Origin of the sequence: Bradyrhizobium zhanjiangense, from assembly GCF_004114935.1 — a bacterium.
In the GTDB taxonomy this organism is placed as follows: Bacteria; Pseudomonadota; Alphaproteobacteria; order Rhizobiales; family Xanthobacteraceae; genus Bradyrhizobium; species Bradyrhizobium zhanjiangense.
The window spans coordinates 229,687-254,544 of the sequence record NZ_CP022221.1 but is presented as its reverse complement, the minus strand read 5'-3'; the positions used below and the strand labels follow the sequence as shown (position 1 = coordinate 254,544).

At 65.4% G+C, this 24,858-nt stretch carries 24 protein-coding genes; 1 reads left to right on the top strand and 23 read right to left on the bottom strand.

Features of this window, described 5'->3' with window-relative positions; translation table 11 throughout:
* The 7 genes from rpsO to rimP form a co-directional block, all read right to left on the bottom strand.
* Positions 1-270, bottom strand: coding sequence for a 30S ribosomal protein S15 (rpsO, locus tag XH85_RS01195; protein ID WP_008540131.1), 270 nt, complete (start codon positions 268-270; stop codon positions 1-3).
* 2 nt (positions 271-272) lie between these two features.
* Positions 273-1,394, bottom strand: coding sequence for a tRNA pseudouridine(55) synthase TruB (truB, locus tag XH85_RS01190; protein ID WP_164940034.1), 1,122 nt, complete (start codon positions 1,392-1,394; stop codon positions 273-275).
* Entirely contained in the window at positions 1,391-1,822 is a 432-nt protein-coding gene (gene rbfA, locus XH85_RS01185) for a 30S ribosome-binding factor RbfA (protein ID WP_128930393.1), read from the bottom strand. The genes truB and rbfA overlap by 4 nt, the downstream gene beginning before the upstream one ends.
* 154 nt (positions 1,823-1,976) lie before the next feature.
* Positions 1,977-4,685 carry a translation initiation factor IF-2 gene (gene infB, locus XH85_RS01180; RefSeq protein WP_128930392.1) on the bottom strand — a complete coding sequence of 903 codons (2,709 nt, stop codon included), beginning with the start codon at positions 4,683-4,685 and terminating at the stop codon, positions 1,977-1,979.
* Positions 4,686-4,755: 70 nt separating this feature from the next.
* Positions 4,756-5,439 carry an RNA-binding protein gene (locus XH85_RS01175; RefSeq protein ID WP_128930391.1) on the bottom strand — a complete coding sequence of 228 codons (684 nt, stop codon included), beginning with the start codon at positions 5,437-5,439 and terminating at the stop codon, positions 4,756-4,758.
* 77 nt (positions 5,440-5,516) lie between these two features.
* Positions 5,517-7,124: a transcription termination factor NusA gene (nusA, locus tag XH85_RS01170; protein ID WP_128930390.1), complete on the bottom strand. Its 1,608-nt coding sequence runs from the start codon at positions 7,122-7,124 to the stop codon at positions 5,517-5,519.
* 2 nt (positions 7,125-7,126) lie between these two features.
* A complete protein-coding gene (gene rimP, locus XH85_RS01165; RefSeq protein WP_128930389.1) occupies positions 7,127-7,882 on the bottom strand; it encodes a ribosome maturation factor RimP in 756 nt (251 codons plus the stop codon).
* Between the two features lie 356 nt (positions 7,883-8,238).
* Here rimP and XH85_RS01160 point away from each other — a divergent pair, with 356 nt between their 5' ends.
* Positions 8,239-9,321: a DUF2336 domain-containing protein gene (locus tag XH85_RS01160; RefSeq protein ID WP_128930388.1), complete on the top strand. Its 1,083-nt coding sequence runs from the start codon at positions 8,239-8,241 to the stop codon at positions 9,319-9,321.
* Between the two features lie 136 nt (positions 9,322-9,457).
* On the opposite strand, the gene trmB is transcribed toward XH85_RS01160, so the two are convergent.
* The 16 genes from trmB to murJ all read right to left on the bottom strand — a co-directional run bounded on the left by trmB (position 9,458) and on the right by murJ (position 24,812).
* A complete protein-coding gene (gene trmB / locus XH85_RS01155; RefSeq protein ID WP_128930387.1) occupies positions 9,458-10,168 on the bottom strand; it encodes a tRNA (guanosine(46)-N7)-methyltransferase TrmB in 711 nt (236 codons plus the stop codon).
* Positions 10,165-11,322 carry a M20 family metallopeptidase gene (locus XH85_RS01150; RefSeq protein ID WP_128930386.1) on the bottom strand — a complete coding sequence of 386 codons (1,158 nt, stop codon included), beginning with the start codon at positions 11,320-11,322 and terminating at the stop codon, positions 10,165-10,167. The genes trmB and XH85_RS01150 overlap by 4 nt, the downstream gene beginning before the upstream one ends.
* Positions 11,323-11,409: 87 nt before the next feature.
* Positions 11,410-11,823 (bottom strand): helix-turn-helix domain-containing protein, encoded by a 414-nt coding sequence (locus XH85_RS01145; protein ID WP_024338547.1) that lies wholly within the window; start codon positions 11,821-11,823, stop codon positions 11,410-11,412.
* A 219-nt stretch (positions 11,824-12,042) separates the two neighbouring features.
* Positions 12,043-13,656, bottom strand: a complete 1,614-nt coding sequence (gene lnt / locus XH85_RS01140; protein ID WP_128930385.1) for an apolipoprotein N-acyltransferase — start codon at positions 13,654-13,656, stop codon at positions 12,043-12,045.
* Entirely contained in the window at positions 13,653-14,771 is a 1,119-nt protein-coding gene (locus tag XH85_RS01135; protein ID WP_164934831.1) for a hemolysin family protein, read from the bottom strand. The genes lnt and XH85_RS01135 overlap by 4 nt, the downstream gene beginning before the upstream one ends.
* A 1-nt stretch (position 14,772) precedes the next feature.
* Positions 14,773-15,282, bottom strand: a complete 510-nt coding sequence (gene ybeY / locus XH85_RS01130; protein ID WP_128930383.1) for an rRNA maturation RNase YbeY — start codon at positions 15,280-15,282, stop codon at positions 14,773-14,775.
* A 60-nt stretch (positions 15,283-15,342) separates the two neighbouring features.
* Positions 15,343-16,338, bottom strand: a complete 996-nt coding sequence (locus XH85_RS01125; RefSeq protein WP_091882190.1) for a PhoH family protein — start codon at positions 16,336-16,338, stop codon at positions 15,343-15,345.
* Between the two features lie 64 nt (positions 16,339-16,402).
* The gene (miaB, locus tag XH85_RS01120) at positions 16,403-17,797 is read right to left on the bottom strand and encodes a tRNA (N6-isopentenyl adenosine(37)-C2)-methylthiotransferase MiaB (protein ID WP_128930382.1); all 1,395 of its coding nucleotides are present in this window, start codon (positions 17,795-17,797) and stop codon (positions 16,403-16,405) included.
* Positions 17,798-17,989: 192 nt separating this feature from the next.
* On the bottom strand, positions 17,990-18,670 hold the full coding sequence (locus XH85_RS01115) for an HAD family hydrolase (protein ID WP_128930381.1): 681 nt from the start codon (positions 18,668-18,670) through the stop codon (positions 17,990-17,992).
* A gap of 230 nt (positions 18,671-18,900) precedes the next feature.
* Positions 18,901-19,356: a Fur family transcriptional regulator gene (locus XH85_RS01110; RefSeq protein WP_094894339.1), complete on the bottom strand. Its 456-nt coding sequence runs from the start codon at positions 19,354-19,356 to the stop codon at positions 18,901-18,903.
* A 40-nt stretch (positions 19,357-19,396) separates the two neighbouring features.
* On the bottom strand, positions 19,397-19,882 hold the full coding sequence (gene rimI, locus XH85_RS01105) for a ribosomal protein S18-alanine N-acetyltransferase (protein WP_128930380.1): 486 nt from the start codon (positions 19,880-19,882) through the stop codon (positions 19,397-19,399).
* Positions 19,879-20,574 (bottom strand): tRNA (adenosine(37)-N6)-threonylcarbamoyltransferase complex dimerization subunit type 1 TsaB, encoded by a 696-nt coding sequence (gene tsaB / locus XH85_RS01100; protein WP_128930379.1) that lies wholly within the window; start codon positions 20,572-20,574, stop codon positions 19,879-19,881. Before tsaB ends, rimI begins: the two co-directional genes overlap by 4 nt.
* Positions 20,575-20,775: 201 nt before the next feature.
* Positions 20,776-21,345 (bottom strand): NifU family protein, encoded by a 570-nt coding sequence (locus XH85_RS01095; RefSeq protein WP_128930378.1) that lies wholly within the window; start codon positions 21,343-21,345, stop codon positions 20,776-20,778.
* Positions 21,346-21,510: 165 nt separating this feature from the next.
* Complete coding sequence (locus XH85_RS01090) at positions 21,511-22,005, bottom strand: universal stress protein (protein ID WP_164934829.1); 495 nt, start codon at positions 22,003-22,005, stop codon at positions 21,511-21,513.
* 108 nt (positions 22,006-22,113) lie between these two features.
* Positions 22,114-23,166 (bottom strand): tryptophan--tRNA ligase, encoded by a 1,053-nt coding sequence (trpS, locus tag XH85_RS01085; protein ID WP_128930377.1) that lies wholly within the window; start codon positions 23,164-23,166, stop codon positions 22,114-22,116.
* A 110-nt stretch (positions 23,167-23,276) separates the two neighbouring features.
* Positions 23,277-24,812, bottom strand: a complete 1,536-nt coding sequence (gene murJ / locus XH85_RS01080) for a murein biosynthesis integral membrane protein MurJ (RefSeq protein WP_128937052.1) — start codon at positions 24,810-24,812, stop codon at positions 23,277-23,279.
* Positions 24,813-24,858 lie beyond the last annotated feature (46 nt).

Here is a 24,858-nt window from a genome sequence, read left to right as displayed (position 1 = left end):
TTAACGACGAATGTTGTGCTTCTCGAGCAGCGCCTTGTACCGCGCCTCGTCCTTCTTCTTGAGGTAGTCGAGGAGCGAGCGGCGGGTCGAGACCAGCTTCAAGAGGCCGCGACGCGAATGGTTGTCCTTCACGTGGGTCTTGAAATGGTTGGTGAGGTTGTTGATGCGTTCCGACAGGATCGCGACCTGAACCTCGGGCGAGCCGGTGTCGCCGGCCTTGGTGGCATTGGTCTTGATGACTTCCGCTTTGCGTTCTGCGGCAATCGACATCGTCAATTTCTCTCGTTGCGACCGGGGCTGGCAGTCAGGCCGGTCAGGTTGAACACACGCTTGGGGATGATTTCGCCATTGCCAACTTCAGCAAGCGCCAAAAGACGGCCTGCCACCGTGACATAGACTGTGCCGCTACAAGTGGGCGCATCCCGTCCGCGCAACAAAACGGCCTGGCCCCGATGGAGCCTTGCCGCATCAGCCCGAGTGACGGCCAGTGCCGGGATGTCGTCCAGCGCGGTCTCAACGGGCAAAAGCGCGTCGGCGAGGCTGCCCTCGCCGGACGCGGCTCTATCGCACAAAGCCTCCAGCTGATCCAGCGGAATCATGTCGTTTTCGCCAAATGGGCCGACCAGGGTCCGCCGCAGCGCGCAGATATGGCCATAAGTGCCGAGAATCCGGCCCATATCGCGGGCCAGCGCCCGGACATAGGTGCCCTTGCCGCACTCGGCCTCGAACACGGCCCGGTCGTTATCCGGTTGATCCACAAGGGTTAAATGGTGAATCTCGACGGGGCGGGGCGCCAGCTCCACGACCTCGCCGTCGCGGGCGAGATCATAGGCGCGCTCGCCCTGGACCTTGATCGCGGAATAGCGCGGCGGAATCTGCTCGATTACCCCGGTGAAGCGGGGCAACAGGGCCAGGATGGCCTCCTGGGTCGGGCGCTGGTCGGAGGTCGCGGTGACCCGACCCTCGATATCGTCGGTGTCGCGTTCCTCGCCCCAGCATACGGTGAACTGGTAGCGCTTGCGGCCGTCCATCACGAAGGGAACGGTCTTGGTGGCCTCCCCGAGTGCGATCGGCAGGCCGCCCGAGGCGAGCGGATCGAGCGTGCCGGCATGTCCCGCGCGCTTGGCGTTGAACAGGCGCTTGAGCACGGCGACGGCCTGGGTCGAGGTCATGCCGATCGGCTTGTCGAGCACGACCCAGCCGTGGACGTCGCGCCGGTCGCGGCGCGGCTGGTTGCCCTTCTGCTGCTGCTTGGCGCGCGGATCGTTGTTGACGCGGCGCGGCTCCTGGTACGATTGAGAATTGCTGCCCAGATCGGCAAAATTATTTGTCTGCACGTCGCGTTGATCGCCCTGTTCGCCGCTGATCGTGTCGTGAGCCGGGTCCATCGTCATCGTTCTTCTTCCCGATCCGAATCCGGATCCTGTTCCAAGTCCTTCTGCACCGCAGGTGTTCGCAAAAGCTTCTCGATCCGTTCCGCCTCGTCGAATCGTTCGTCGACGCGGAAGCGAATGTCAGGTGCAAATTTCAGGTTAACGCGCCGCGCGACTTCGCCGCGCAGGAATTTCTTGTTGCGCTCGAGCGCAGCGATGACGATCTCGGTGTCGCGGCCACCGAGCGGCATCACGTAGATTGTCGCGAGCTTCAGGTCCGGCGACATCCGCACCTCCGGCACGGTGATGATGTGACCTTCGAGATCCGCATCATGCACGTTGCCTTGCGCCAGAATCTCGGCCATCGCATGGCGAACCTGCTCGCCGACGCGCAACTGACGTTGCGAGCCTCCGGCTGCGGAACTCTTCTTTTGATGATGGCGGGGCATTCTCGAAAATCACCTCGTCATGCCCGTGTTTGGGACACGGGCATTGTCATTTGTCCTGTTGAAACGAAGAGAGGTGGATGGCCGGAAAAATCCGGCCATCGCACTCTCGCAATTTCAGTTCAAAAAGATCCGAACGCTTCGGTAAGATTTGGACTTACAGGGAGCGCTGGATCGTCTCCACGCGATAACACTCGATGACGTCACCGGCACGCATGTCGTGATAGTTCTCGAAGGCCATGCCGCATTCCTGGCCGGACTGGACTTCCTTCACTTCGTCCTTGAAGCGCTTGAGCGTCGACAGCTTGCCTTCGTGCACGACGACGTTGTCGCGGATCAGGCGCACATTGGCGCCGCGTTCCACGGTGCCGTCGGTGACGCGGCAGCCGGCGACCTTGCCGACCTTGGAGATGTTGAAGATCTCCAGGATCTCGGCATTGCCCAGCATGGTTTCGCGCAAGGTCGGCGCGAGCAGGCCGCTCATCGCCTTCTTCACGTCGTCCACGAGGTCGTAGATGATGTTGTAGTAGCGGATCTCGATGCCGTTGCGCTTGGCGGCCGCGGCGGCCTCCTTGTTGGCTCGGACCGAGAAGCCGATGATCGCGGCGTTGAAGCCTTCCGCGAGCGTCACGTCTGATTCCGAGATGCCGCCGACGCCGGCATGCAGGATGCGGGCGGCGACTTCGTCGGTACCGAGCTTCTCCAGCGAGCCGAGGATCGCTTCCAGCGAGCCCTGCACGTCGGCCTTGACGATCAGCGGGAATTCCTTGCGGCCCGCCGTCTTCAATTGCGACATCATCTGCTCGAGCGAGCCACGCATGCCGGAGATCGAGGCCGCCGCGTTCTCGCGCTTCTGGTGCGCGCGATAGCTGGTGACCTGGCGGGCGCGGGCTTCGTTCTCGACCACGGCGAGACGATCGCCGGCCTCCGGCGGACCGTTGAAGCCGAGCACCTCGACCGGCACCGAGGGACCGGCCTCCTGCACCGTCTCGCCCTGATCGGAGATCAGCGCGCGGACGCGGCCCATCTCGGCCCCGGCGACGATGATGTCGCCGACACGGAGCGTGCCGCGCTGGACCAGCACGGTCGCGACCGGACCACGGCCGCGATCGAGCTTGGCCTCGATCACGGTGCCTTCGGCCGGACGCTCCGAATTGGTCTTCAGGTCGAGGATTTCGGCCTGCAGCGCGATCATCTCGAGCAGCTTGTCGAGATTGGTCTTGTTCTTGGCGGACACTTCGACGTCGACGACTTCGCCGCCGAAGGATTCGACCTGTACCTCGTGCTGGAGCAGCTCGGTGCGGACGCGCTCGGGCTTGGCGTCGGGCTTGTCGATCTTGTTAATGGCAACGATGATCGGCACGCCTGCCGCCTTGGCGTGATTGATGGCTTCGACCGTCTGCGGCATCACGCCGTCATCGGCCGCGACCACCAGCACGACGATGTCGGTGACCTTGGCGCCGCGGGCGCGCATCGCGGTGAACGCGGCGTGGCCGGGCGTGTCGATGAAGGTGATCTTCTTGCCGCTCTCGGGCGACAGCACCTGATAGGCGCCGATATGCTGGGTGATGCCGCCGGCTTCGCCGGAGACCACGTTGGCATGGCGTAGCGCGTCGAGCAGCGAAGTCTTGCCGTGGTCGACGTGGCCCATCACGGTCACGACTGGCGAACGCGTCTCGGTATCGGTGGAATCGTCGACCTGGTCGAACAGGCCTTCTTCGACGTCCGAGGCGGCGACGCGCTTGACGGTGTGGCCGAGCTCTTCGGCGATCAGCTGCGCGGTGTCGGCGTCGATCACGTCGGTGATCTTGTGCATCGCGCCCTGCTTCATCAGCATGCGGATGACGTCGACCGCGCGCTCGGACATGCGGTTGGCGAGTTCCTGGATGGTGATCGCTTCCGGGATCGTCACCTCGCGGACGAGCTTTTCCTTGGGCTCGTTCGAGGCATGGCCCTTGAGGCGCTGGGTGCGGCGGCGGAACGAGGCGATCGAGCGCTCGCGCACGTCATCGGCGTTGAGCGCGGTGACGACGGTGAGGCGACCGCGTTCCTTCTGCGGGCCGGGCTTGTGCGTGGTCTTGGGGGCCGCCGCGGGACGCATGGCGCCGCCGGGACCGCGACGGATCTGGCGCGGAGCCTCCTCCTCGTCGGGCTCGGCGGCAACTGCGGGGCCGCGGCCAGCCGGTCCACCCGGACGCTGCGCGGTCGTGGTTGCAGGCCGCGCCGTCGTTGTTCCCGGACGTGCCGTCGTGGGGGTGCCGGGCCGCGCCGCGGGGGCGCCGTGTCGCGGCGCAGGAGCGGTCGGAGCTGCCATTGCGGGACGTGCGGCAGAAGGCTGCTCGCCTTCGCCGAAACGCTTCTTGGCCTCGGTCTCGGCCTTCCGCTTGGCTTCGTCCTCGTGGCGATGACGCTCGTCCTCGGCCTTGCGGCGGGCCTCGGCGGCTTCGCGCTCGGCGCGTTCAGCGGCCTCGCGGACCGCGCGGCGCTGGGCCTCTTCCTCGGCCTGGCGGCGTTCCTCGACCTCGCGCAGCTTGGCATCGGCCAGCGCGCTGGCACGGGCGGAACGTTCGTCCTCGGTCAGGGTACGCAGCACCACGCCGGAACCGGCGTTGCGCGGCGAGGCGGGCGGTGGCGCCGGGCGCGACGGCGCGGGCGCGGCCGGTGCCGGCTTCGCCGTCACCTCGGGCGCGTGCGGCTCGGGGCCGTCGCCAATGCGGCGCTTGCCGCGCTTCTCGACCACGACCTGCTTGCTGCGGCCATGGCTGAAGCTCTGGCGCACGGTGCCCGTTTCGACGCGCGGCTTGAGCGATAGCGTCTTGCTCGGAACGCTCAGCTTCTTGTCGCCAGGGGTCTTGGTATCAACCATTCAGCAGTCCTAATCCTGATCTGTTGTCGTTGTGCGTTGCCGCACCGTCGTATCGGTTCGTCGTTGTCTCTCAGAAATCCTGGCCGTGCTTTTCGGCCGTCTTGTCATCGTCCGCCATCCGGTATCGGACCAGCATCTGGCTACGTGACAGGAATGACCTGCTCGCCGGGCCCGCGAGCAGCGCAGCATGTATCACATTTGACCGGGTCAGTGCCAAATCCAATTCTATCGATTTCAGCGCGGTGATGACGGGAATCGGCGGCGTGGCGCCGCGATTTCCGGCATTTTGACGCGCCAGCATGTCCAATTTGCGGATTCCGTCCGCGGCCCCGTCGCTGGCATGGATCAGGACCTCGACCGTGCCTTCCCGAAGGGCGTTCTCGACCTTGCCGAAGCCAGCCACGACCTGGCCCGCCTTGGCGGCGATCCCAAGGGCTTCCGTCACGCTCCGAACCAGAAGCGTCTCGATGTCGGCGGGAAGCGTCTGGGGGGTGCGCAGGTCGCGCTTGAAGGCCTTGCTAAATTGGTGACGCCGCACGGCTTCCGCAACCACCTGCCGTGAGGCGGTGATCCACATGCCACGTCCGGGCAGCTTGCGCTTGAGATCGGGAACTATGTCGCCTTGGGGCGATACGACGAAGCGGATCAGCTCGTCGATCGGCCGGACCTCGCGGCTGACCGCGCACATCCGCATGGTCGCGGACTTTTCGGTCCGCGGCCCATGGTCGAGTTCGCTGTCAGTGCTGGCGAGCATCCGGTCGACATCCTCCTTCGCCTTCTAAGTCGCGTGTTCTTTACGCAAAACCGGTCTCCACTTTTGCTGAACACGCCTTAAGCCGGCTGATCTTCGGTCGCCTCGGCTTCTTCGGGCTTGGCAAGATCGGCCTCGGTGATCCAGCCGGCCTTGACGCGGGCCTGCATGATCATGGCTTCGGCATCGTCACGGGAGATGTCGATGCCGTCGAGCGCACCAGCATGCTTGGTCGGCTCGCCGCCTTCCTTGCGCTCGGTCCAGCCGACCAGATCGTCGGTGGCGCAGCCGGCGAGGTCGTCGACGGTCTTGATGTCATTCTCGCCGAACTTCACCAGCATTTTCGAGGTCACGCCGGGCACGTCCTTGAGCGCGTCCTCGACGCCGAGTTCCTTGCGCTTGGCCTCGAGCTCGGCTTCCAGCTGCTCGAGATATTCGCGGGCGCGGTTCTGGAGCTCCTGCGCGGTCTCCTCGTCAAAACCCTCGATGCTGGCGAGTTCCTTGACGTCCACCATCGCGAGTTCCTCGACCGAGGTGAAGCCTTCGGACGCCAGCAACTGGCCGACAACTTCGTCGACGTTGAGCGATTCCATGAAGACGCGGGTGGAGTTCTCGAAGTCCGCCTGGCGGCGCTCCGATTCCTCCTGCTCGGTCAGGATGTCGATGTCCCAGCCGGTGAGCTGCGAGGCCAGACGCACGTTCTGGCCGCGGCGGCCGATCGCGAGCGAAAGCTGGTTGTTGGTATCGGGGACGACGACCTCGATGCGCTCGCGATCTTCGTCGATGACGACCTTGGAGACTTCCGCCGGCGCCAGCGCGTTGACCACGAAGGTCGCGATGTCGGGCGACCAGGGAATGATGTCGATCTTCTCGCCCTGCAATTCGTTCACCACCGCCTGCACGCGCGAGCCGCGCATGCCGACGCAGGCGCCGACCGGATCGACCGAGGAATCGCGGGAAATCACGCCGATTTTCGCGCGCGAGCCAGGATCGCGGGCGACCGCCTTGATCTCGACGATGCCGTCATAGATCTCCGGCACTTCCTGCGCGAACAGCTTTGCCATGAACTGCGGATGGGTGCGGGAGAGGAAGATCTGCGGGCCTCTCGTCTCGCGGCGGACGTCGAAGATGTAGGCGCGGACACGGTCGCCGTTGCGGAACACTTCGCGCGGCAGCATCTCGTCGCGGCGGATGATGGCTTCACCACGGCCGAGATCGACGATCACGCTGCCATATTCGACGCGCTTGACGACGCCGTTGACGATGTCGCCGATGCGGTCCTTGAATTCCTGATATTGCCGGTCGCGCTCGGCCTCGCGCACCTTCTGCACGATCACCTGCTTGGCCGACTGCGCGGCGATGCGGCCATATTCCAGCGGCGGCAGCGTGTCGGCGATGGTGTCGCCGACCTGGGCACCGGGATTGGCGCGCTGCGCATCCACCAGCGAGATCTGGTTGGAATGGTTTTCCACCTTATCGACCACCAGCATGTGGCGCGACAGCCGCAGCTCGCCCTTCTTCGGGTCGATCTCGGCGTGAACGTCAGTCTCGCTGCCATAACGGGCCCGTGCCGCTTTGGCGATGGCGTCCTCCATCGCGGCGATGACGATGCCGCGGTCGATCGATTTCTCGCGCGCAACGGCGTCCGCGATCTGGAGCAATTCAAGTCGATTGGCGCTGACTGCCATGGCTAGTCTCCTTCGTCAGGCTCGATCTCGCCGCGCCGCGCGCGTTCGGCGGCAAGGCGGTGTTTCTTCGTATTGGTCGGGGCCGGCTTCTTCTTCGGCTTGGTGTTCTTGGTGGTCTTCTCGCTGATCTTGGCGTGCGGCGCCGGCGGCGGCTCGAGGCCGAGATTGCGGCGCATCTCGCGCGCCTCGGCCTTGCCACGACGCATCGATTCCGCGATCAGCTCGTCGGTCAGCACCAGCCGTGCCTCGCCGATATCCTCCATGGTCAGGAGAACGTCGGGATCATCACCCGCCTTGACGTCGTCGCGATGCAGATGCACGCGATCGCCTTCGACAGCACCGAGCGTGCCGCGGAACCGCTTCCGGCCCTCATGGGCCACCGCCATCTCGATCTTCACCAGATGTCCAGCGTACCGCTGGAAATCGGAGCGTCGCACCAGGGGGCGGTCGATCCCCGGCGAGGAGATTTCCAGCCGGTAGGCGCGATCGATGGGGTCGGCGACGTCGAGCACAGGCGACAGCGCCCGCGAGATCGCCTCGCAATCCTCGATCTGCATCGAGCCATCCGGCCGCTCGGCCATGATCTGCACGGTGCAGCCGGCCTCTCCGGAAATACGGATCCGCACCAGGCGATAGCCCATGCCCTGGAGCACGGGCGCTGCAACCGCGGACACCCGGGCCGCGACGCCGGGCTCGACCACGAGCCGCGGCTCGGCCAGCAATTCGGCATCCGTGGAACCAGAGTTCGGTTCGATCATGACAGGGGTCAGGCGCTCGATGGTTAAGGCTCGGTTAATTCCAAAGCCCGCTTCGGAACTCTCCCGACAACGCGTCGGGCCGCATCTTCCGCCAAGCCGCGTTCAGGTAATAAAAAAGAGCGGGTCCTTTCGGGCCCACTCTCACTACGCGGATCGTATGAGAAGATGAATTGGCGCTGATATAGCCTTTTCCACCCTCCCGGACAAGGCCCATTGCAGGAAGGACGAGGCTTTTTGCGCCCTTCGGACGGTCCGCCGCGCAACGCTTCCTTCATCAAGCAGGCCTAGATTCTCCGATTGTGGGGCGGCTTGAGCTACGGCGCGCCCACGGCGTGCCAGATCCCGAGTTGCGTTTCATGACCGTTGCCACGTCGCTGATCCCTGGACTGGACGATATCGTCAAACGCGGCGATCCGCGGCGTCGCGGCGAGATCGCGCGGGCCATCTCTGCATTGTTTTTCCGGGATGCCGAAAAACTCGGCCCCGAACTGATCGATCTGTTCGACAATCTCCTGATTGATCTCGTCCCGCATGCCGAGCTCGCCTCGCGCATCGATCTCGCCGAGCGCTTCTCGCGCCTCGGCAACGCGCCGCCGCATCTGGTGAACCAGCTCGCGCGCGAAAACGAGATTATGGTGGCGGGCCCTGTGCTGCGCCGCTCGCCCGTCCTCGACGAGGCCGCCCTGGTCGAGATCGCGCGGTTGAAGAGTCAGAGTCATTTGCTGGCGATGACGGATCGCCCCACCTTGCCGGCTGTCGTTACCGACGTGCTGGTCGAGCGCGGTGATCGCGACGTGGTGCGTCGCGCCGCTGGCAATGCCGGTGCGGTGTTCTCGCCCGGCAGCTATTCCGAGCTGATCAAGCGCGCCGCGCAGGACGGCGTGCTGACGCTCAAGATCGGTCAGCGCAACGATCTCTCGGGCGAGCACCTGAAGGAGCTTCTCGACGGTACGCTCGACGTCATCCGCCGTCGCCTCTCCAGCGTGGTCAATCCCGCGCGCCAGATCGAGATCAAGCGCGCGATGGCGGCCATCGAGGAGGCGGCGCTGCCGCCGGGGCCGCGCCGCGACTTCTCGGCGGCACAGCGCACGGTGCTGGCCCTGCATCGTGATGGCCATCTCGGCGAGAGCGCGCTGCTCGGTTTCGCCAAGGCGCACAAATACGAGGAATCGATCGCCTCGCTCTCGGCGATGTCCGGTGTCCGCCTTTCGATGCTCGACCGCCTGATCGCCGGTGATCGCTACGATCCGATTTTGATCCTGGGGCGCGTGCTCAATCTCGGCTGGCCCACGGTGCGCGCGCTCATCCTGCTCTGGTACGGGCCGCACCGCACCCCGGCCGATGCCGACGTCGAGACCGCGCGCATGAATTTCACGCGCCTGATGCCGACGACCGCCGAACGCGTCGTGAATTTCTGGCGCAACCGGCAGACGATCTGAAATCAAGGCATCCAGCTTTGCCGTCATGGCCAGGCTTGTCCCGGCCATCCACGTTCTTCGCGACCGAAGAAAGGAAGTCCGTGGATGCCCGGGACACGCCCGGGCATGACGACTGCGGACGAGCCGCGCGAAGTATCTACACTCGCTGAAACCGCAGATAAGCCGCCTTGCGCCCTTCGCGCGCGGCTTTCCGGCCGTAGCGCGTCATGGTGTAGCCCGCCCAGGGCTGCCGGAAATCGTCGGCGCGTTCGGCAAGCCATTCGAAGTCCGGAGAGCGCGCAAGATGCGACAGCGTCCAGGCGCAGTAATCGTCGATGTCGCAGACGAAGCGGAATTCGCCGCCAGGCTTCAGCACGCGCGCCATTGCGGCAATGGTCCTGTCCTGCACGAAGCGCCGCTTCCAGTGCCGCCGTTTCGGCCAGGGATCGGGATGGATCAGGTCGATCCGCGACAATGAGGCTTGCGGAAGCCAGGCCAAGAGCTCGGCGGCATCGCCCGCGAACAGGCGGATGTTGCCGATATTGGCCGCCTCGATCTGCGCGAGGATTTTTGCCATGCCGTTGACATAGGGCTCGCAGCCGATGAAGCCGGTGGCGGGAAAGTTTTGCGCCTCGGCCGCGAGATGCTCGCCGCCGCCGAAGCCGATCTCGAGCCGCACCTCGCTCGCCGCGGGGTCGAATATCTCGCCGGCATTCGCCGGCGCTTCGCTCGCGATGTCGAGCGCAAGATGCGGCAGCAGATGATCGATCAGCCCGGCCTGGTGCTGCCTGAGCTTGTGGCCCTTGCGGCGCCCGAAGAAGGCGCGCTCGCTGTCATCGCGCTCGGAAACTGATTTGCGTTCGCTCATCGCAGCGTCTGATACAGGCGATGGAGCAGCCGCGCGCGCGGCGCGAGCGACGAGATATAGAGCTGCTCATAATGGGTGTGCGCGCCCTTGCCGTCGACGCCGAGCCCGTCGAGCGTCGCAGTGTGCGCGGCGGTGAAATTGCCGTCCGAGCCGCCGCCGGTGTGGGTGTCGATCAGCTCGAAGCCGATCTCGGCGGCGAGTGTCTTCGCATGCTCGTAGAGTGCGGCGCCTGCATTGCTCTTCTCGTAAGGCGGACGATTGAGTTCGCCGGTGATCTCAACGGTGACGCCGTCGGTCTTCGACGTGAGCGCGAGGATCTTGCCGACGAATTCGTCCGCGTCGTTGAGGCTCAACACGCGCAGATCGACTTCGGCATAGGCCTCTTCCGGCGTCACGTTGGGGCGCGTGCCGCCGCGCACCACGCCGACATTGACGGTGACGCCGCGCTTCAGGTCGTTCATTCCCTCCAGCGCCAGGATCACGTTGGCGAGCTCGCGGACGGCACTTCGGCCGTCCCCGGGTCGCGTGCCGGCATGAGCGGGGACGCCCTTGATGAAGACTCGGAAGCGTCCGACGCCCTTGCGCCCCGTGACGATCCTGCCGCCGTCGCGCGCCGGCTCCGTCACCAGCACGTATTTGGCCTTGCGCCCTTCCTGCTCGATCAGCGCACGCGAGGTCGGGCTGCCGATCTCCTCGTCGGAGGTGAACATGTGGGTGATGCCGAGCGGCGAACGATCGCCGACGGCGCAGAGCGCACCAAAGGCGTGATGGGCGATGTAGGCGCCGCCTTTCATGTCGTAGATGCCCGGACCGAACGCACTGTCGCCTTCGACCTTGAACGGCAGGCGGTTGATGAAGCCCATGGGATGAACGGTATCGAGGTGGCTCAGCACCAGGATGCCCGGCTCGTCCTGGCCCCAGGTCGAACGCGCCACGAGATGGTCGCCGCAGCCGCCGACGCCGGCGACGCGCTCGAGCGTCACGGGCAGATCGCGGTATTGCTCCGCGACCACGGAGATCAGCTTGTTGACCTGTTCAGGTGCTTCCGTCGGCGTCTCGATCTCAACCCAGCGCCGGATGCCATCGAGAATGGTTTGGGAATCGAACCAATTGGAGCTGGCCATGAACGCATCTATGCCTTTGAATCGCATCATCGGGAAGGACGCGCATCGAGGGCGCGGTCGCAAATGACGACATAGGCCAGATTTGGCGCAGTCTCAAATCGCCATTGCGAGGACGCGTCAGCGCTTGTCGGGGCCTTCGCGGGCGGCGATCTGCTCGACGAGATCGACGATGGAGCGGCGCATCTTGGAATCGGTGATTCGGGTGAACGCCTTGGTCAAGGCGAGTCCCTCCGATGTCGCGAGGAAATCCGAGACGTAAGAGGGCGAGGCGCCTTCGCTGAAGCCTTCCGGGCCCGGCACACCGCTCGGCCCGCCCTCGAACAGGAACGACACCGGCACCTGGAGAATCTCGGCGATCTGCTGGATGCGGCTCGCGCCGACCCGGTTGGTGCCCTTCTCGTATTTCTGGATCTGCTGGAAAGTCAGGCCCAAAGCTTCACCGAGCTTTTCCTGGCTCATGCCCAACATGATGCGGCGCATACGCACGCGACTGCCGACATATTTGTCAACAGGGTTGGGCGCTTTCGACATTTCCTCAGCCCTCCAAACATCACCCTCGGCGCAATCATCAAGCGTGCCTCGGGTGTCAGCACCGTCAAATCAGCCCCTCTTATTGGGAAACATTGCGGAGAAATTTAGCAACGCACCGCTGTCTTTTGCAGCTGGTGCAGAATGGGGAGCCCGCGTGCAGTCTGTCAACCGTGGGACTACGGTTGTCAAAGGATTCCGGCTAAGTCCGCAGCGAGGCAATCAGAGGTGCCGTTTGGCGACACGTCGGCGGACCGCCACAATCACGGCGAGCGCGACGAGCATGGCTGCGGGCACGTCGCCCACCCGCGCATAGATCGTCGCCGGGATCGCGGCGGGCAGACCTGCATCCAAAATGCCCTCGATTCCGAGGCCGAGACTGACGATGGTGCGCCCCACCGGATCGATCACTGCGGAGATGCCTGTATTGGCGGAGCGGACCAGCGGCAAGCCGAGCTCGATCGCGCGCATCCGCGCCTGCTCCAGATGCTGATAGGGACCGGTCGAGATGCCGAACCAGCCGTCATTGGTGAGGTTCACGATCCAGCCCGGACGTTCGCTGCGTCCGCCCACCTCGCCGGGAAAGATGGCTTCGTAACAGATCAGCGGCAGCGCGGGCGGCGCGCTGGCGACCGGCAGCGCATGGCGCACGGTGCCGGGAATGAAGCCGCCGCGCACGCGCGTCAGCTGCTCGAAACCGAGCTTCTCCATCAGCCCCTGGTAGGGAAGAAATTCGCCGAACGGCACCAAATGCAGCTTGTCGTACACAGCGAGCACGCTGCCGTCGTGGTCGATCACGTAGATCGAGTTATAGGCACGCGTGATCGGCGTGCCCCGCGGCAGGTCGGGCGCGCGGACCGAACCCGTGATCAGCACCGTGCCCTTCGGCAGAAGGTCGGCGATCTCAGCCATCGCGTCGGCTTCGCGAGTCAGGAAGAACGGGAAGGCGGATTCCGGCCAGATCAGGATGGTGGCATCGCGCACGCCGGTCGATTGCGGGCCGGAGGCGCGGTCGGACAGCGCCAAATATTTCTTCATCACCTCCGCTTTGGCGGCGTAGTTGAATTTCGCGTCCTGCTGGAGGTTCGGCTGCATCAGGCGCAGCTTGGCGCCCGCGACCATCGTGGTCGGATGCAGCGACAGGCGGATCGCGCCGAAGATGCCCATGACGATCAGAAGCGCAATTGCGGCGGCCGGCGCGCGCCATTGCAGGCGGCGATCGGGCGCGCGATCGAATAGCGTCGCGGGGCTCGCGAAGATCGCGACCGTCAGGAACGTCATGCCCCACAGGCCGATCAGCGATGCCGTCTGCGCCAGCGGCAGCGGCTCGGACAGCGCGTAGCCGAACGCGTTCCAGGGAAAGCCGGTCAGCGCGTGGCCGCGCAGCCATTCGCTGATGGTGAGGCTTGCTGCGAGCGCCAGCACGCGCGTGGCGTTCTTGGTCCAGAGCAGGCGCGCCAGCGCAAAGCCGATTGCCGTGAAGATCGAGAGATAGGCCGGCAAGCCCAGCACGGCGAACGGTGTCAGCCAGGCGAACACGTCGGCCTCGACGAAGAACGCGTAGCCGATCCAGTAGAGGCCGGGCACGAAATAGCCGAGCCCGAACCAGTAGCCGGTCAGCGCCGCGGCAGGCACGCCGCCATATCGTCCGCCGCCGGCGCCGTCGATCAGCCAGACCAGCACCGGGAAGGTGACGAACAGCACCGGGAAGAGATTGAACGGCGCCAGCGCCAGCACCGACAGCGCCCCGGCCGCCATGGCGATGACGGCGCGCTTCCATCCCCAGCTGAGGATAATGGCAAGCGCAATCTGCCGAAGTCGCTGGAGCGGGCTCACTGCGGACCGGCCCCGTCGCTCGGCGGCGGGGTCGGCGTGTCACTGGCCGGCGGTTGACCGCTCTCCGGCGCAGCTTCGCGGCGGCGGCTCTCGCGCTGGGTGCGAGGCGCGGGACGCTCCTTCCGCGTGGAGATGCGCAGCCGCTTGACGCGACGCGGATCAGCGTCGAGCACCTCGACCTCGTAAGTGCCGGGGCCCGAGATCACCTCGCCGCGCACCGGCAGGCGCCCGACGAAGCTGACGAGATAGCCGCCCAGCGTCTCCACCTCCTCGCCGGCCTCGCCGGTGACGAAATCCTCGCCGATCACCGAGCGGACGTCGTCGAGGCTGGCACGGGCGTCGGCGATGAAGGCGTTGTCGGGCAGGCGCACGATCGAGGGCGGCTCGTCGCTGTCGTGCTCGTCGTCGATCTCGCCGACGATCTGCTCGACGATGTCCTCGAGCGAGACCAGCCCGTCGCTGCCGCCATATTCGTCGACAACCAGCGCGAGGTGGATGCGCGTGGCCTGCATCTGCGCGAGCAGGTCGATCGCCCGCATCGACGGCGGCACGTAGAGCAGCTTGCGGATGATGCGCGCCTCGTGAAGCGGCAGCGCGAGATCGACGGCGCGCAAATCGAGCCCGGCCGGCAGCGGCTTCTTGCGCTTGGTCTTGGTGGCCTCCGACACGCGCGCACGCGCGGTCATGAAGGCGAGCAGGTCGCGGATGTGGACGATGCCGACGGGATCGTCCAGCGTCTCGTTGTAGACGACGAGCCGCGAATGGCCGGCGCTCTCGAAGCGGTCCATCAATTCGCCGAGCGGGATGTCGCGCTTCACCGCGACGATGTCGGCGCGATGGACCATGACGTCGGCGATGCGGCGCTCATGCAGGCCGAGGATGTTGCGCAGCATGGTGCGCTCGACCGCGGAGAAACCGGTGTCGTCAGGCGTCGACGCGTCGAGCACGACCTGGAGGTCGTCACGCACCGATCCCGCCTTCCAGCCGAACAGCGTCCGGATGGCGCGCAAGAGCCAGCCTTCCGCGGTCGGGCGCATCACCTCGCCTTGGGTCACGACGGCGGGCAGATTGCGCGTGTTGCGCGGGTTGTCCTGGATTGGATCGGAATCCGGCATCTCAATTCGTCCCCGGGCGGTCTGCATAGGGATCGGGAATGCCGAGATGCGCCAGGATCTGCGTCTCCAGCGCTTCCATCTCCTCGGCGTCGTCGTCGTTCTCGTGGTCGTAGCCGATCAGATGCAGGAAACCGTGCACGGCGAGATGACTCAAATGATGATCGAACGGCTTGTGTTCCTCGTCCGCCTCGCGCCGCATGGTCTCGTAGGCGATCGCGATGTCGCCGAGCATGCGCGGCGCATCGCCCGGCTTCCACTCGCCCTCGGGCTGAAGCGCAGGGAACGACAGCACATTGGTCGGCTTGTCGATGCCGCGCCAGTTGCCGTTGAGGGTGCGGATGCCGGCGTCATCGGTCAGCATCACAGCCACTTCGGCGTCGGCGACGTCTTCGTCGACATTCTCGGCGGCGGCCGCAACCGCGCGCTGGATCACGGTTTCGGAATCGGGCTCGCGCTGCCAGCAATCGGCGACGACGAGGACCTCGGTGATGGGTAGGTTGGAATGGGACATTGTGCTGTCTGGGACGAAAAGGCGCGCTGTCCGCGCCCGCTTGGTCCGGCTGTTGCCTCGTCAGGATTGACCGGTGGCCGGCCGCTGCGGCGACCCTTCGTAAGCGGCGACGATCCGCGCCACGAGCTCGTGGCGGATCACGTCCTCGGCTTTGAAATGCACTTGCGCAATCCCCTCGACGCCGTTCAGGAGCCGGGTTGCTTCCGCCAGACCCGAGGTCTGGCCGTTCGGCAGGTCGATCTGCGAGGGATCGCCTGTGACGATCATGCGACTGTTCTCGCCGAGGCGGGTCAGGAACATCTTCATCTGCATCGACGTGGTGTTCTGCGCCTCGTCCAGGATGATGGCGGCGTTGGTGAGCGTGCGGCCGCGCATGAAGGCGAGCGGCGCGATCTCGATCTCGCCGGTCTGGAGCGCCCGCTCGACGATGCGCGCGTCCATGAGATCGTAGAGCGCGTCGTAGATCGGGCGCAGATAGGGATCGACCTTCTCGCGGAGATCGCCGGGCAAAAAGCCGAGCCGCTCGCCGGCTTCCACCGCCGGACGGGATAGGATGATCTTGTCGACCTCCTTGCGCTCGAACAGCTGCGCGGCATACGCGACCGCGAGCCAGGTCTTGCCGGTGCCGGCGGGACCGATGCCGAACACCAGCTCGTGGCGCTTCAGCGCGCGGATGTAGGAATCTTGCGCGGCCGTGCGCGCGCGCACCGGGCGCTTGCGCAAATTGATGCTGTCGAAGGTCGATTTGGCCGATTTGGCGTCGAACTCGAACAGCGAGCCCTGGGCGATCACGGCGCGGATCGCGCCCTCGACCTCGCCCTGGTCGAGATCCTGTCCCTTCACGGCTTGCGCGTAGAGCATCTCCAGCACGCGGCGTGCGGCGTCGCAGCCGTCGCGCGTGCCGCCGATGGTGATGTGGTTACCCTTGGAGTCGACGATCACGCCGAGCCGCCGCTCGATCTGCGCGAGATGCTGGCCGTACGGGCCGACCAGCGCGGAAGCGGCACGGTTGTCGTCGAAATCGATGACGACCTGGGTCTCGGGCGGTACTTGCATGTCGCGGTCAAATTTGCGGCTGGGAGCGAACGAAGACGAATCCGATGCGCTTTTTGGCAAGGGTTCAGGCTCCAGTGGCTTGCGATAAAGCGGGCTCGCGCGCGTTGCGCGGCGTCACGAGCTCGCCGAGAAAGCTGTAGCGCTCGAGGCTGTCGATCCGGACCGGCAGGATTTGGCCGATGATGTCGGGCGAGGCCATCACATGCGCGGGCTGGAGGTAAGCGGTGCGGCCGACGATCTGGCCTTCCTTGCGAGCCGGACGCTCGAACAGCACGTCGATCGTTGAGCCAATCGCAGCCTTGTTGAAGGCCGATTGCTGGCTGTCGATCAGTTCCTGGAGCCGCTCCAATCGCTGGTCCATCTCGGCGGGGGACACCGTCTCCTGCATGTCCGCGGCCGGCGTTCCCGGCCGGGCGGAATATTTGAACGAATAAGCCGCAGCGTAGCCGATTTGCGTGACAAGCGCGAGGGTGGCGAGAAAATCTTGCTCGCTCTCGCCGGGGAAGCCGATGATAAAATCCGATGAAAAAGCAATGTCTTGGCGTGCGGTACGGAAACGCTCGATGACCCGCCGGTAATCATCGGCGGTATGTTTGCGGTTCATGGCGGCCAGAATCCGGTCCGAGCCCGACTGCACCGGCAGGTGCACGAACGGCATCAGGGCATCGAGATCGCGATGGGCCGCAATCAAACTGTCATCGACGTCGCGGGGATGGCTGGTGGAATAGCGCAGCCGGGCGATGCCCGGGATTTGCGCCAGATGCTCGAGCAACCGGCCGAGCGGCCAGCTTTTTCCGTCCGGCCCCTCGCCGTGATAGGCGTTGACGTTCTGGCCGATCAGCGTGAGCTCGCGCACGCCGTTCTCAGTGAGCCGCTTCACGTCGTCCACGATCTTTGCCACGGGACGCGACACCTCGGCGCCGCGGGTATACGGCACGACGCAGAAGGTGCAGAACTTGTCGCAGCCTTCCTGCACCGTGACGAAAGCGGAAATGCCGCGCGCGCGGATCGCATCGGGTTTGGGCTGGGCCAGGAAGCCGAACTTGTCTTGCGCAGGGAATTCGGTCTCGATCGCGCGGCCCTCGTCGCCAGCGCGCTTCAACAGCCCGGGCAGATGATGGTAGCTCTGCGGTCCCACCACGACATCGACGACAGGCGCGCGGCGCACGATCTCCTCGCCCTCGGCCTGTGCCACGCAGCCCGCGACCGCGATCTGCATCGCGCGGCCCGCGCGCGCGGCCTCGTCCTTGGCAACGCGCAGGCGGCCGAGCTCGGAATAGACCTTTTCCGAGGCCTTCTCGCGGATATGGCAGGTGTTGAGGATGACGAGGTCGGCGTCCTCAGCGCTGGCCGTCTCCACGAATCCTTCCGGAGCCAGCGTGTCCACCATGCGCTGGGCATCGTAGACGTTCATCTGGCAGCCATATGATTTGATGTGCAGCTTGCGCGGCGGCGTCATGGAACCCGAAAATGGAGCTGGAGGACAGCCCTCAGATATAGGCTGGAGGCGCGAAAATCCAGCGAAGGGGGCCATTTGGGTCGTCATTCCGGGGCGTGACGCAGTCGCGAACCCGGAATCCAGAGGTTCTGGTGCGAGATTCCCGGTTCACGCGCGTCGCGCGCGCCCCGGAATGACGGTGAGAGGGCGAAATCAGCCCGCCAGGGCGTCCGCCTCGACCCGCCGGACCAGCTCCGGCAGCTGATGCATGTCGGCAAAGAGCAGGTCGGCGCCGGCCAGGCGCAGGGTTTCGGCATAGCCATCGCGGCAATGGCTGCCCCCGTAAAAGCCGAACACGGGCATCCCGGCAGCTCGCGCGCCGGCAATGCCGGCCAGGCTGTCCTCGATCACGACGCAGCGCTCGGGCGGCACGCCCATTTCGTTTGCCGCGAACAGGAACAGCTCCGGCGCCGGCTTGCCGTTCTTCACCTGCGAGGCCGAGAAGATATTTGGCGCGAGGCGCTCGTAGAGGCCCGTGCTCCCCAAGCTCACGCGCATGCGCTGATGCGAGCCGCTCGAGGCCACGCAGACGCGTTGGGTGACGACATCGAGCACATCATGGATGCCGCGGATCGCTTCGAGGTCGGCCTCGAACGAGCGGAACAGCTCGTCCTGCAGATCGCCGTGATAGGCCTCGGGCAGCTTGCGGCCGAGCTCGGTCTCGATCTCGAGATTCGCCTGCCGCGTCGAGCGGCCGAGGAAGCGCGCGAACACCTGATCCGACGTGATCGGATAGCCGTGCCTCGTCAGCACATCGGCATGCGCGCGACAGGAGATCACCTCGCTGTCCACGAGCACGCCGTCGCAGTCGAAGATGATGAGGTCGATGGGCATTCAGCGCCTGACTTGGTGGAGGCACTCTGGTGCCGCGCGGGTGGTGCTACCTCTCCCATAGGGAGAGGTGGGCGCGAAGCGCCGGGTGAGGGGTTGTGGACTCTCGTGGGACCTGAGCCCCCTCACCCGATTTGCGCTGGACGATGCTACGCATCGCCAGGAGCAAATCGACCTCTCCCCGTCGGGGAGAGGTGAAGTGAGCTCGCGGAGAGATCTGCTCAAATTCGCGACTAACTCGTCGGCTTGTCGTCGTCGAGCGGAACGCAATAGAGCTCGAGGCGGTGATCGACCAGCTTGTAGCCGAGCTTACGGGCGATCTCGGCCTGGAGCTTCTCGATCTCTTCGGAGGTGAACTCGATCACCTTGCCGTCGCGCAGATTGATGAGGTGGTCGTGATGGCTGTCGCGCATCTGCTCGTAGCGCGCGCGGCCCTCGCGGAAATCGTGGCGTTCGATGATGCCGGCATCCTCGAACAGCTTCACCGTTCGGTAGACCGTCGAGATCGAGATCTTGTCGTCGACGGCGACGCAGCGCCGGTACAGTTCCTCGACATCGGGATGATCGACCGCCTCCGCGAGCACGCGGGCGATGACGCGGCGCTGCTCGGTCATGCGCATGCCGGTGGCGGCACAGCGCGCCTCGATGCCGGATGCCTTGGATGCGGAAGAAGGTTTCAGTGCGGTCATATGATTGTCTGCCTGGCGGAGGCGCTTTCTGCCACCAATGTTACGACAAGTCACGTCGCATCAGAAGGGCGTTCAATTGTTCCCCGTTCGGCTGCTTATAGTAGCGTTCGCGGCGCCCGACCACCATGAATCCGGCCCGATCGTAGAGGCGGCGCGCCGGCTGGTTATTTTCCTCGACTTCGAGAAATATTGTGCGCACCCCGCGCCCGGCGAGGTGGCCGAGATGGGTCATCAGCAGCGTGCGGGAGAGGCCGCGGCCGCGATGGGCCTGATCGACTGCGATCGAGAGGATTTCCGCTTCGTCCGCGCCGATCCGCGACACCGCAAAGCCGATCGTCTTGCCGCCGAGGCGCAAGCGATGCACCAGCGTGTTGCGCTCACCGAGCATGCTCTCGAACTCGCCTTCGCCCCAGCCGCGTGCGAAGGAGGCGCCATGAAGCTGCGCCAGCCGCGCGGCATCGCGCGCGGACGCGGGCTCGACGGCGGCAGTGCCGCCGCGCCACCATTGCGAGAACCATCCCATCATGAGCTTGCAGCTTGTGCTGCGAGCTGTAGCTGCGCGGCCGGCTTGGCGTCGGGCGCGCGCAGATAGAACGGCCGCGCCGGGGTCGTGTCGGGATTGGCCGCGGCGCCAAGCCAGGCGACCCAGCCGATGTCGGGCGCGGGCTGCGCGTCGACCGCAATGGGTTGCGGCGCATCCTTCGGCCAGCGCCCGGCAAGGATGTTCGCGGCATTGCCGACCAGGTGCGGCGCGCCGAATTGCGAAGCCGCGATCGCCTCGTCGATGCTGGCGACCTGCGGTCGCACCAGCTGGCTGCCGTCGCCGGCGACGATCTGGAAATAGACGTGGTCGTGCCGCGCATCGATCGCGGACATCACGGGCACCGATCGGCTCTGGCCGACGATGGCGGCGGCATAGGCCGACAAGGTGGTCAGGCCGACCGCCGGCCGCCTCGCCGCGAGCGCAAGGCCGCGCGCCGCCGAAATACCGACGCGCAGGCCGGTGAAGCTTCCAGGACCGACGGTGACCGCGATGCGGTCGAGCGCGGTGAAGGCGAGATTGGCCGATTGCATCACCCGCGCGATCAGCGGCATCAAGGCTTCGGCATGCCCACGCTTCATCGGCAGCGATTCCTGCGCGCGCAGCTCGGCCGTTTCGGTGTCGAGCACGGCCGCGGAGCAAGCGTCGAGCGCAGTATCGATGGCGAGGATCAGCATGGAACGATCGTAGCATCATCCGTCAGGGAATGCTCGTCGTTCCCATCGTCATGGCCGGGCTTGTCCCGGCCATCCACGCCTTTGCAGCTCCATATCTCGGTAGGATGGGCAAAGGCGCACCTGCGCCGTGCCCACCATCGTTCCGCAAATGACGGGATCTTGGTGGGCACGCTTCGCTTTGCCCACCCTACGGCAGCTTGCTTACATCGGCCGGACTTCGACCACGTCGGGCACGAAGTGCTTCAAGAGGTTCTGGATGCCGTGCTGGAGCGTCGCAGTCGATGACGGGCAGCCCGAGCAGGCGCCCTTCATGTTGAGATAGACGACGCCGTCCTTGAAGCCGCGGAAGGTGATGTCGCCGCCGTCATTGGCGACCGCCGGCCGCACCCGAGTCTCGATCAGGTCCTTGATCATGTCGACCGTCTCGGCATCGGCCTCGTCGAAGAATTCACCGTGGTCGTCGAGTTCGGTATCGCTTTGCACTGTGCCGTCGGCGAGCAGCGGCACGCCGGACATATAGTGCTCCATGATCGCGCCGAGAATCGCGGGCTTGAGCTGCTGCCACTCACCGCTCGCCTTGGTCACGGTGATGAAGTCCGATCCGTAGAACACGCCGGTGACGCCGGGCACGTCGAACAGCTTTTCGGCAAGCGGCGAGCGGCCTGCGGCTTCGCGGCTCGAAAACTCCACCGGGCTGCCGTCGACCACGACGCGGCCGGGAATGAACTTCAACGTAGCGGGATTGGGGGTGGCTTCGGTTTGAATGAACATGGTTTTCTCCAGACGTCGCCGGTTCAAGGCCGGCGCGTGCTCTATCCAGTAGCAGATGGCGACGGGGAACGCACGATCAAGGGGTGAGAAGGGCGTTTCGCTGTTATATCAGCAAGTTAGGGTGCTTGCGTCTCCCTTTCCCCGCCTGCGGAGAGAGGGGAAGAGCTAAGACAGCGAATCCACGCTTCGGTCGCTCAGCGCGCCGGAGATAATCGTCACCGGAACCGGAAACGTGCCGAGCGAATGGGCGAGCAGCGAGACCAAAGGCCCCGGTCCCTCCGCACCGGGGCTCGCGGCCAGCACCAGCATGGCGATATCAGGATCCTCGTCGATCACCGCGAGCAGTTGTTCCATCGCGGCGCCTTCCCGAATCACGCGCTCCGGCGTGATCGCGGCGATGCCGTTGGCGCGACCGGCGGCGCGGTCGAGCGCGGCCTCCGCCGCTTCCTGTGCCTCGGCGCGCATGATGTCGGCGACACCAAGCCATTCCTGGCTCTGCTGTTCGGGCTCGATGATGCGCAGCATCACCACGCCGCCGCCGGCGCGGATTGCCCAGCGGCTGGCGTAATACACCGCGCGATCCCATTCGGCGGTGTCGTCGACGATGACGAGGCATTTGGGCTTGTGACCCGGCTCGAAGCAAAGTCGCTTGCTGGTCATGCATGTCCCGGCGTGTGCACGGCCAGCATGCTGCCACACTCCCGGAACGTTTGGGAGAGGGGACATCGGCCAGCGCCGTGGCGCAGGCCGGTTTCTCAGATGCGATCTTCAGCGCCGGTGGATGAAGCCGACGATGTCCTTCGAGAGCTTCATGGTCTCGTCGGCGATAGTGCGGGCCCGGTCGGAGCCCTCGTTCAGGATCGCGTCGATATGGCCGGGGTCGGCGACGAGGCGCTTCATCTCGCCGGCGATCGGCGCGAGCTTGGTGACGCACAACTCGGCCAGCGCGTTCTTGAAGCTGGAGAACTGGCCGCCGCCGAAATCCCTGAGCACGTCGGCCTTGGAGCGACCGGAGAGCGCGGCGAAGATGCCGACGAGATTGTCGGCTTCGGGACGCGTTTCCAGGCCCTTCTCCTCGCTCGGCAGCGGCTCCGGATCGGTCTTCGCCTTGCGGATCTTCTGCGCGATGGTGTCGGCATCGTCGGTGAGATTGATGCGCGAATTGTCGGAAGCGTCCGACTTCGACATTTTCTTGGTGCCGTCACGCAAGCTCATCACGCGCGTCGCCGGACCGGTGATTAGCGGCTCCGGCAGCGGGAAGAACAAGCCGTCATTGTGTCCCTGGGCGCGAATGGAATCGCCGAAATCGTTGTTGAACTTCTGCGCGATATCGCGCGAGAGCTCGAGATGCTGCTTCTGGTCCTCGCCGACCGGCACGTGGGTGGCGCGGTACAGCAGGATGTCCGCCGCCATCAGCACGGGATAGTCGAACAGCCCGACCGAGGCGTTCTCGCGGTCCTTGCCGGCCTTCTCCTTGAACTGGGTCATGCGGCCGAGCCAGCCCATGCGCGCGACGCAGTTGAAGATCCAGGCGAGTTCGGCATGGCCGGAGACCTGGCTCTGGTTGAACACGATGTGCTTCTTCGGATCGATGCCGGCAGCGATGAACGCCGCGGTGACCTCGCGGGTGTTGCGCGTGAGCTCGGCCGGTCCGCCCCAGACATCGACGCCTTGCGTAATCGCGTGCATGTCGACGACGCAATAGATGCAGTTGTGGGTTTCCTGCATCTTCACGAAGTTGACGATCGCGCCGAGGTAATTGCCGAGATGCAGATTGCCCGTCGGCTGGACGCCCGAAAAGACTCGTTCAACGAATGGCATGGTCAGCTTTCCTGGAAGATACGGCCGTCGTTTCCAACAGCGGCGCAGCCCCGTCAAGGGCATTTCCACCTCTCCCGATAGGAGAGGTGGAAAGCCGGGCGCCGAGCGCTCTAACGACCCGGCCGTTTCAACGCGTTAATCGCCTCGCGCCAGGAGGTTGCGCCGAGGATTTGCAGGAGCAGGCCGTAGACGGCGATCCCCGCCGCGATCTGCACACCCAGTGCGACGAATTTGATCAAGCCATGGGTCTCGGCAGGCACGAGACCGGCGGTCAGCCAGAGCAGGGCGCCCATGGCGATCGCGGCCAGCACGATCCGCGGCAGCCGCTTGCGGGCCGAGGCGTCGACCGAGAAGCCGAATTCGGTTGTGCCTTTCCGAAGCAGCGAGAGCGCGCTGCTCCAGGCGCCGGCCGCGATGCTCGCCGCGATCCCGCTGGCGCCAAAGACATGACCGAGCACAACCGCGAGCCCGACCGTCACCACAAAGCCTTTGGCCGTCGCGAGTAGCGGCGTCATCGTGTCGCTGCGGGCGTAGAAGGCCGGCGACAGCGCCTTGATCAGCACGTGCGCCGGCAGGCCCAGCGCCAGCCACATCAATGCGCGCGCCGTGGCCGTGCTGTCCTCGACGCTGAACGCACCATGCTCAAATAGCAGCCGTACGATCGGCTCGGCCAGCACGATCAGGCCGAGCGTGGCCGGCAGCGCCAGCCCGGTCGCCAGCTCCAGCGCGCGCGATTCGGCATGCGCCACCGCGACACGGTCGCCGCTACCGACCGCACGCGTCAGCTCCGGCACCAGCACCGTGCCCATGGCGACGCCGACGATGCCGAGCGGCAGCTCGATCAGGCGGTTGGCAAAATAGAGCCAGGACACAGCGGAGGGCGTCGCCGAGGCGATGATCGCGCCGGCGACCATCAACCATTGCGGGCCCGAGCTTGCGATCATGCCGGGAATGGCCTTGGCAAAAAAGGCCCGCATCTCCTTGTCAGAACTCACGCGCAACGGCGTCGCAAGGCGCGCGCTTCGCTGCGACAGCAGCATCAGCAATTGCAGCAGACCGGCGACGCCGACGGCGGCGGCCAGCATCCACGCAGCGAGGTCCGCATCGGCATGCCAGGCGAGCAGCGCCGCGATCGCGGCGATCAGCGCGATGTTGAACAGCAGCGGCGAGAACGCCGTCAGCGCAAAGCGCCCTTGCGCGTTGAGCAGTCCCATCAGCACGGTGACGGGGCCGGCGAAGGCGAGATAAGGCAGCATCAGCCGCGCGTTCTGCACGGCGAGATCGAGCGTGCGGCTACCGAGAAAGCCCGGGGCGATCACCGTGATGATCAGCGGCATCAGAAGCGCAATGCCGATCGAGATCGCGACCAGAGCTGCGCTGACCGTGCCGAGCACCCGTCCGGCGAACGCCGCCGCAGCGGCCTCGCCATCACGGTCGCGGATACGCAGCCATGCCGGGATCAGTGCTGCATTCAGTGCCCCCTCGCTGAGCAGCCGGCGCACGACGTTGACGAGCTGAAATGCCGCCAGGAACGCATCCGCCACGGCGCCGGTGCCGAGCAGCGCCGCGATCAGGGAATCGCGGGCAAAGCCCAGCAGCCGCGAGGCCAGCGTTCCCGTCGAGACGGTCAGGAAGGAGCGGATCATCGGGCGCAATAATACCGTTGCTTGCCCGCGAAGGGCTGGTCGTGAT

Coding starts and splice junctions, on each gene's coding strand:
- rpsO (WP_008540131.1), bottom strand. CDS start 270: ATGTCGATTGCCGCAGAACGCAAAGCGGAAGTCATCAAGACCAATGCC.
- truB (WP_164940034.1), bottom strand. CDS start 1,394: ATGACGATGGACCCGGCTCACGACACGATCAGCGGCGAACAGGGCGAT.
- rbfA (WP_128930393.1), bottom strand. CDS start 1,822: ATGCCCCGCCATCATCAAAAGAAGAGTTCCGCAGCCGGAGGCTCGCAA.
- infB (WP_128930392.1), bottom strand. CDS start 4,685: ATGGTTGATACCAAGACCCCTGGCGACAAGAAGCTGAGCGTTCCGAGC.
- XH85_RS01175 (WP_128930391.1), bottom strand. CDS start 5,439: ATGCTCGCCAGCACTGACAGCGAACTCGACCATGGGCCGCGGACCGAA.
- nusA (WP_128930390.1), bottom strand. CDS start 7,124: ATGGCAGTCAGCGCCAATCGACTTGAATTGCTCCAGATCGCGGACGCC.
- rimP (WP_128930389.1), bottom strand. CDS start 7,882: ATGATCGAACCGAACTCTGGTTCCACGGATGCCGAATTGCTGGCCGAG.
- XH85_RS01160 (WP_128930388.1), top strand. CDS start 8,239: ATGACCGTTGCCACGTCGCTGATCCCTGGACTGGACGATATCGTCAAA.
- trmB (WP_128930387.1), bottom strand. CDS start 10,168: ATGAGCGAACGCAAATCAGTTTCCGAGCGCGATGACAGCGAGCGCGCC.
- XH85_RS01150 (WP_128930386.1), bottom strand. CDS start 11,322: ATGATGCGATTCAAAGGCATAGATGCGTTCATGGCCAGCTCCAATTGG.
- XH85_RS01145 (WP_024338547.1), bottom strand. CDS start 11,823: ATGTCGAAAGCGCCCAACCCTGTTGACAAATATGTCGGCAGTCGCGTG.
- XH85_RS01135 (WP_164934831.1), bottom strand. CDS start 14,771: ATGCCGGATTCCGATCCAATCCAGGACAACCCGCGCAACACGCGCAAT.
- ybeY (WP_128930383.1), bottom strand. CDS start 15,282: ATGTCCCATTCCAACCTACCCATCACCGAGGTCCTCGTCGTCGCCGAT.
- XH85_RS01125 (WP_091882190.1), bottom strand. CDS start 16,338: ATGCAAGTACCGCCCGAGACCCAGGTCGTCATCGATTTCGACGACAAC.
- miaB (WP_128930382.1), bottom strand. CDS start 17,797: ATGACGCCGCCGCGCAAGCTGCACATCAAATCATATGGCTGCCAGATG.
- XH85_RS01115 (WP_128930381.1), bottom strand. CDS start 18,670: ATGCCCATCGACCTCATCATCTTCGACTGCGACGGCGTGCTCGTGGAC.
- XH85_RS01110 (WP_094894339.1), bottom strand. CDS start 19,356: ATGACCGCACTGAAACCTTCTTCCGCATCCAAGGCATCCGGCATCGAG.
- rimI (WP_128930380.1), bottom strand. CDS start 19,882: ATGATGGGATGGTTCTCGCAATGGTGGCGCGGCGGCACTGCCGCCGTC.
- tsaB (WP_128930379.1), bottom strand. CDS start 20,574: ATGCTGATCCTCGCCATCGATACTGCGCTCGACGCTTGCTCCGCGGCC.
- XH85_RS01095 (WP_128930378.1), bottom strand. CDS start 21,345: ATGTTCATTCAAACCGAAGCCACCCCCAATCCCGCTACGTTGAAGTTC.
- XH85_RS01090 (WP_164934829.1), bottom strand. CDS start 22,005: ATGACCAGCAAGCGACTTTGCTTCGAGCCGGGTCACAAGCCCAAATGC.
- trpS (WP_128930377.1), bottom strand. CDS start 23,166: ATGCCATTCGTTGAACGAGTCTTTTCGGGCGTCCAGCCGACGGGCAAT.
- murJ (WP_128937052.1), bottom strand. CDS start 24,812: ATGATCCGCTCCTTCCTGACCGTCTCGACGGGAACGCTGGCCTCGCGG.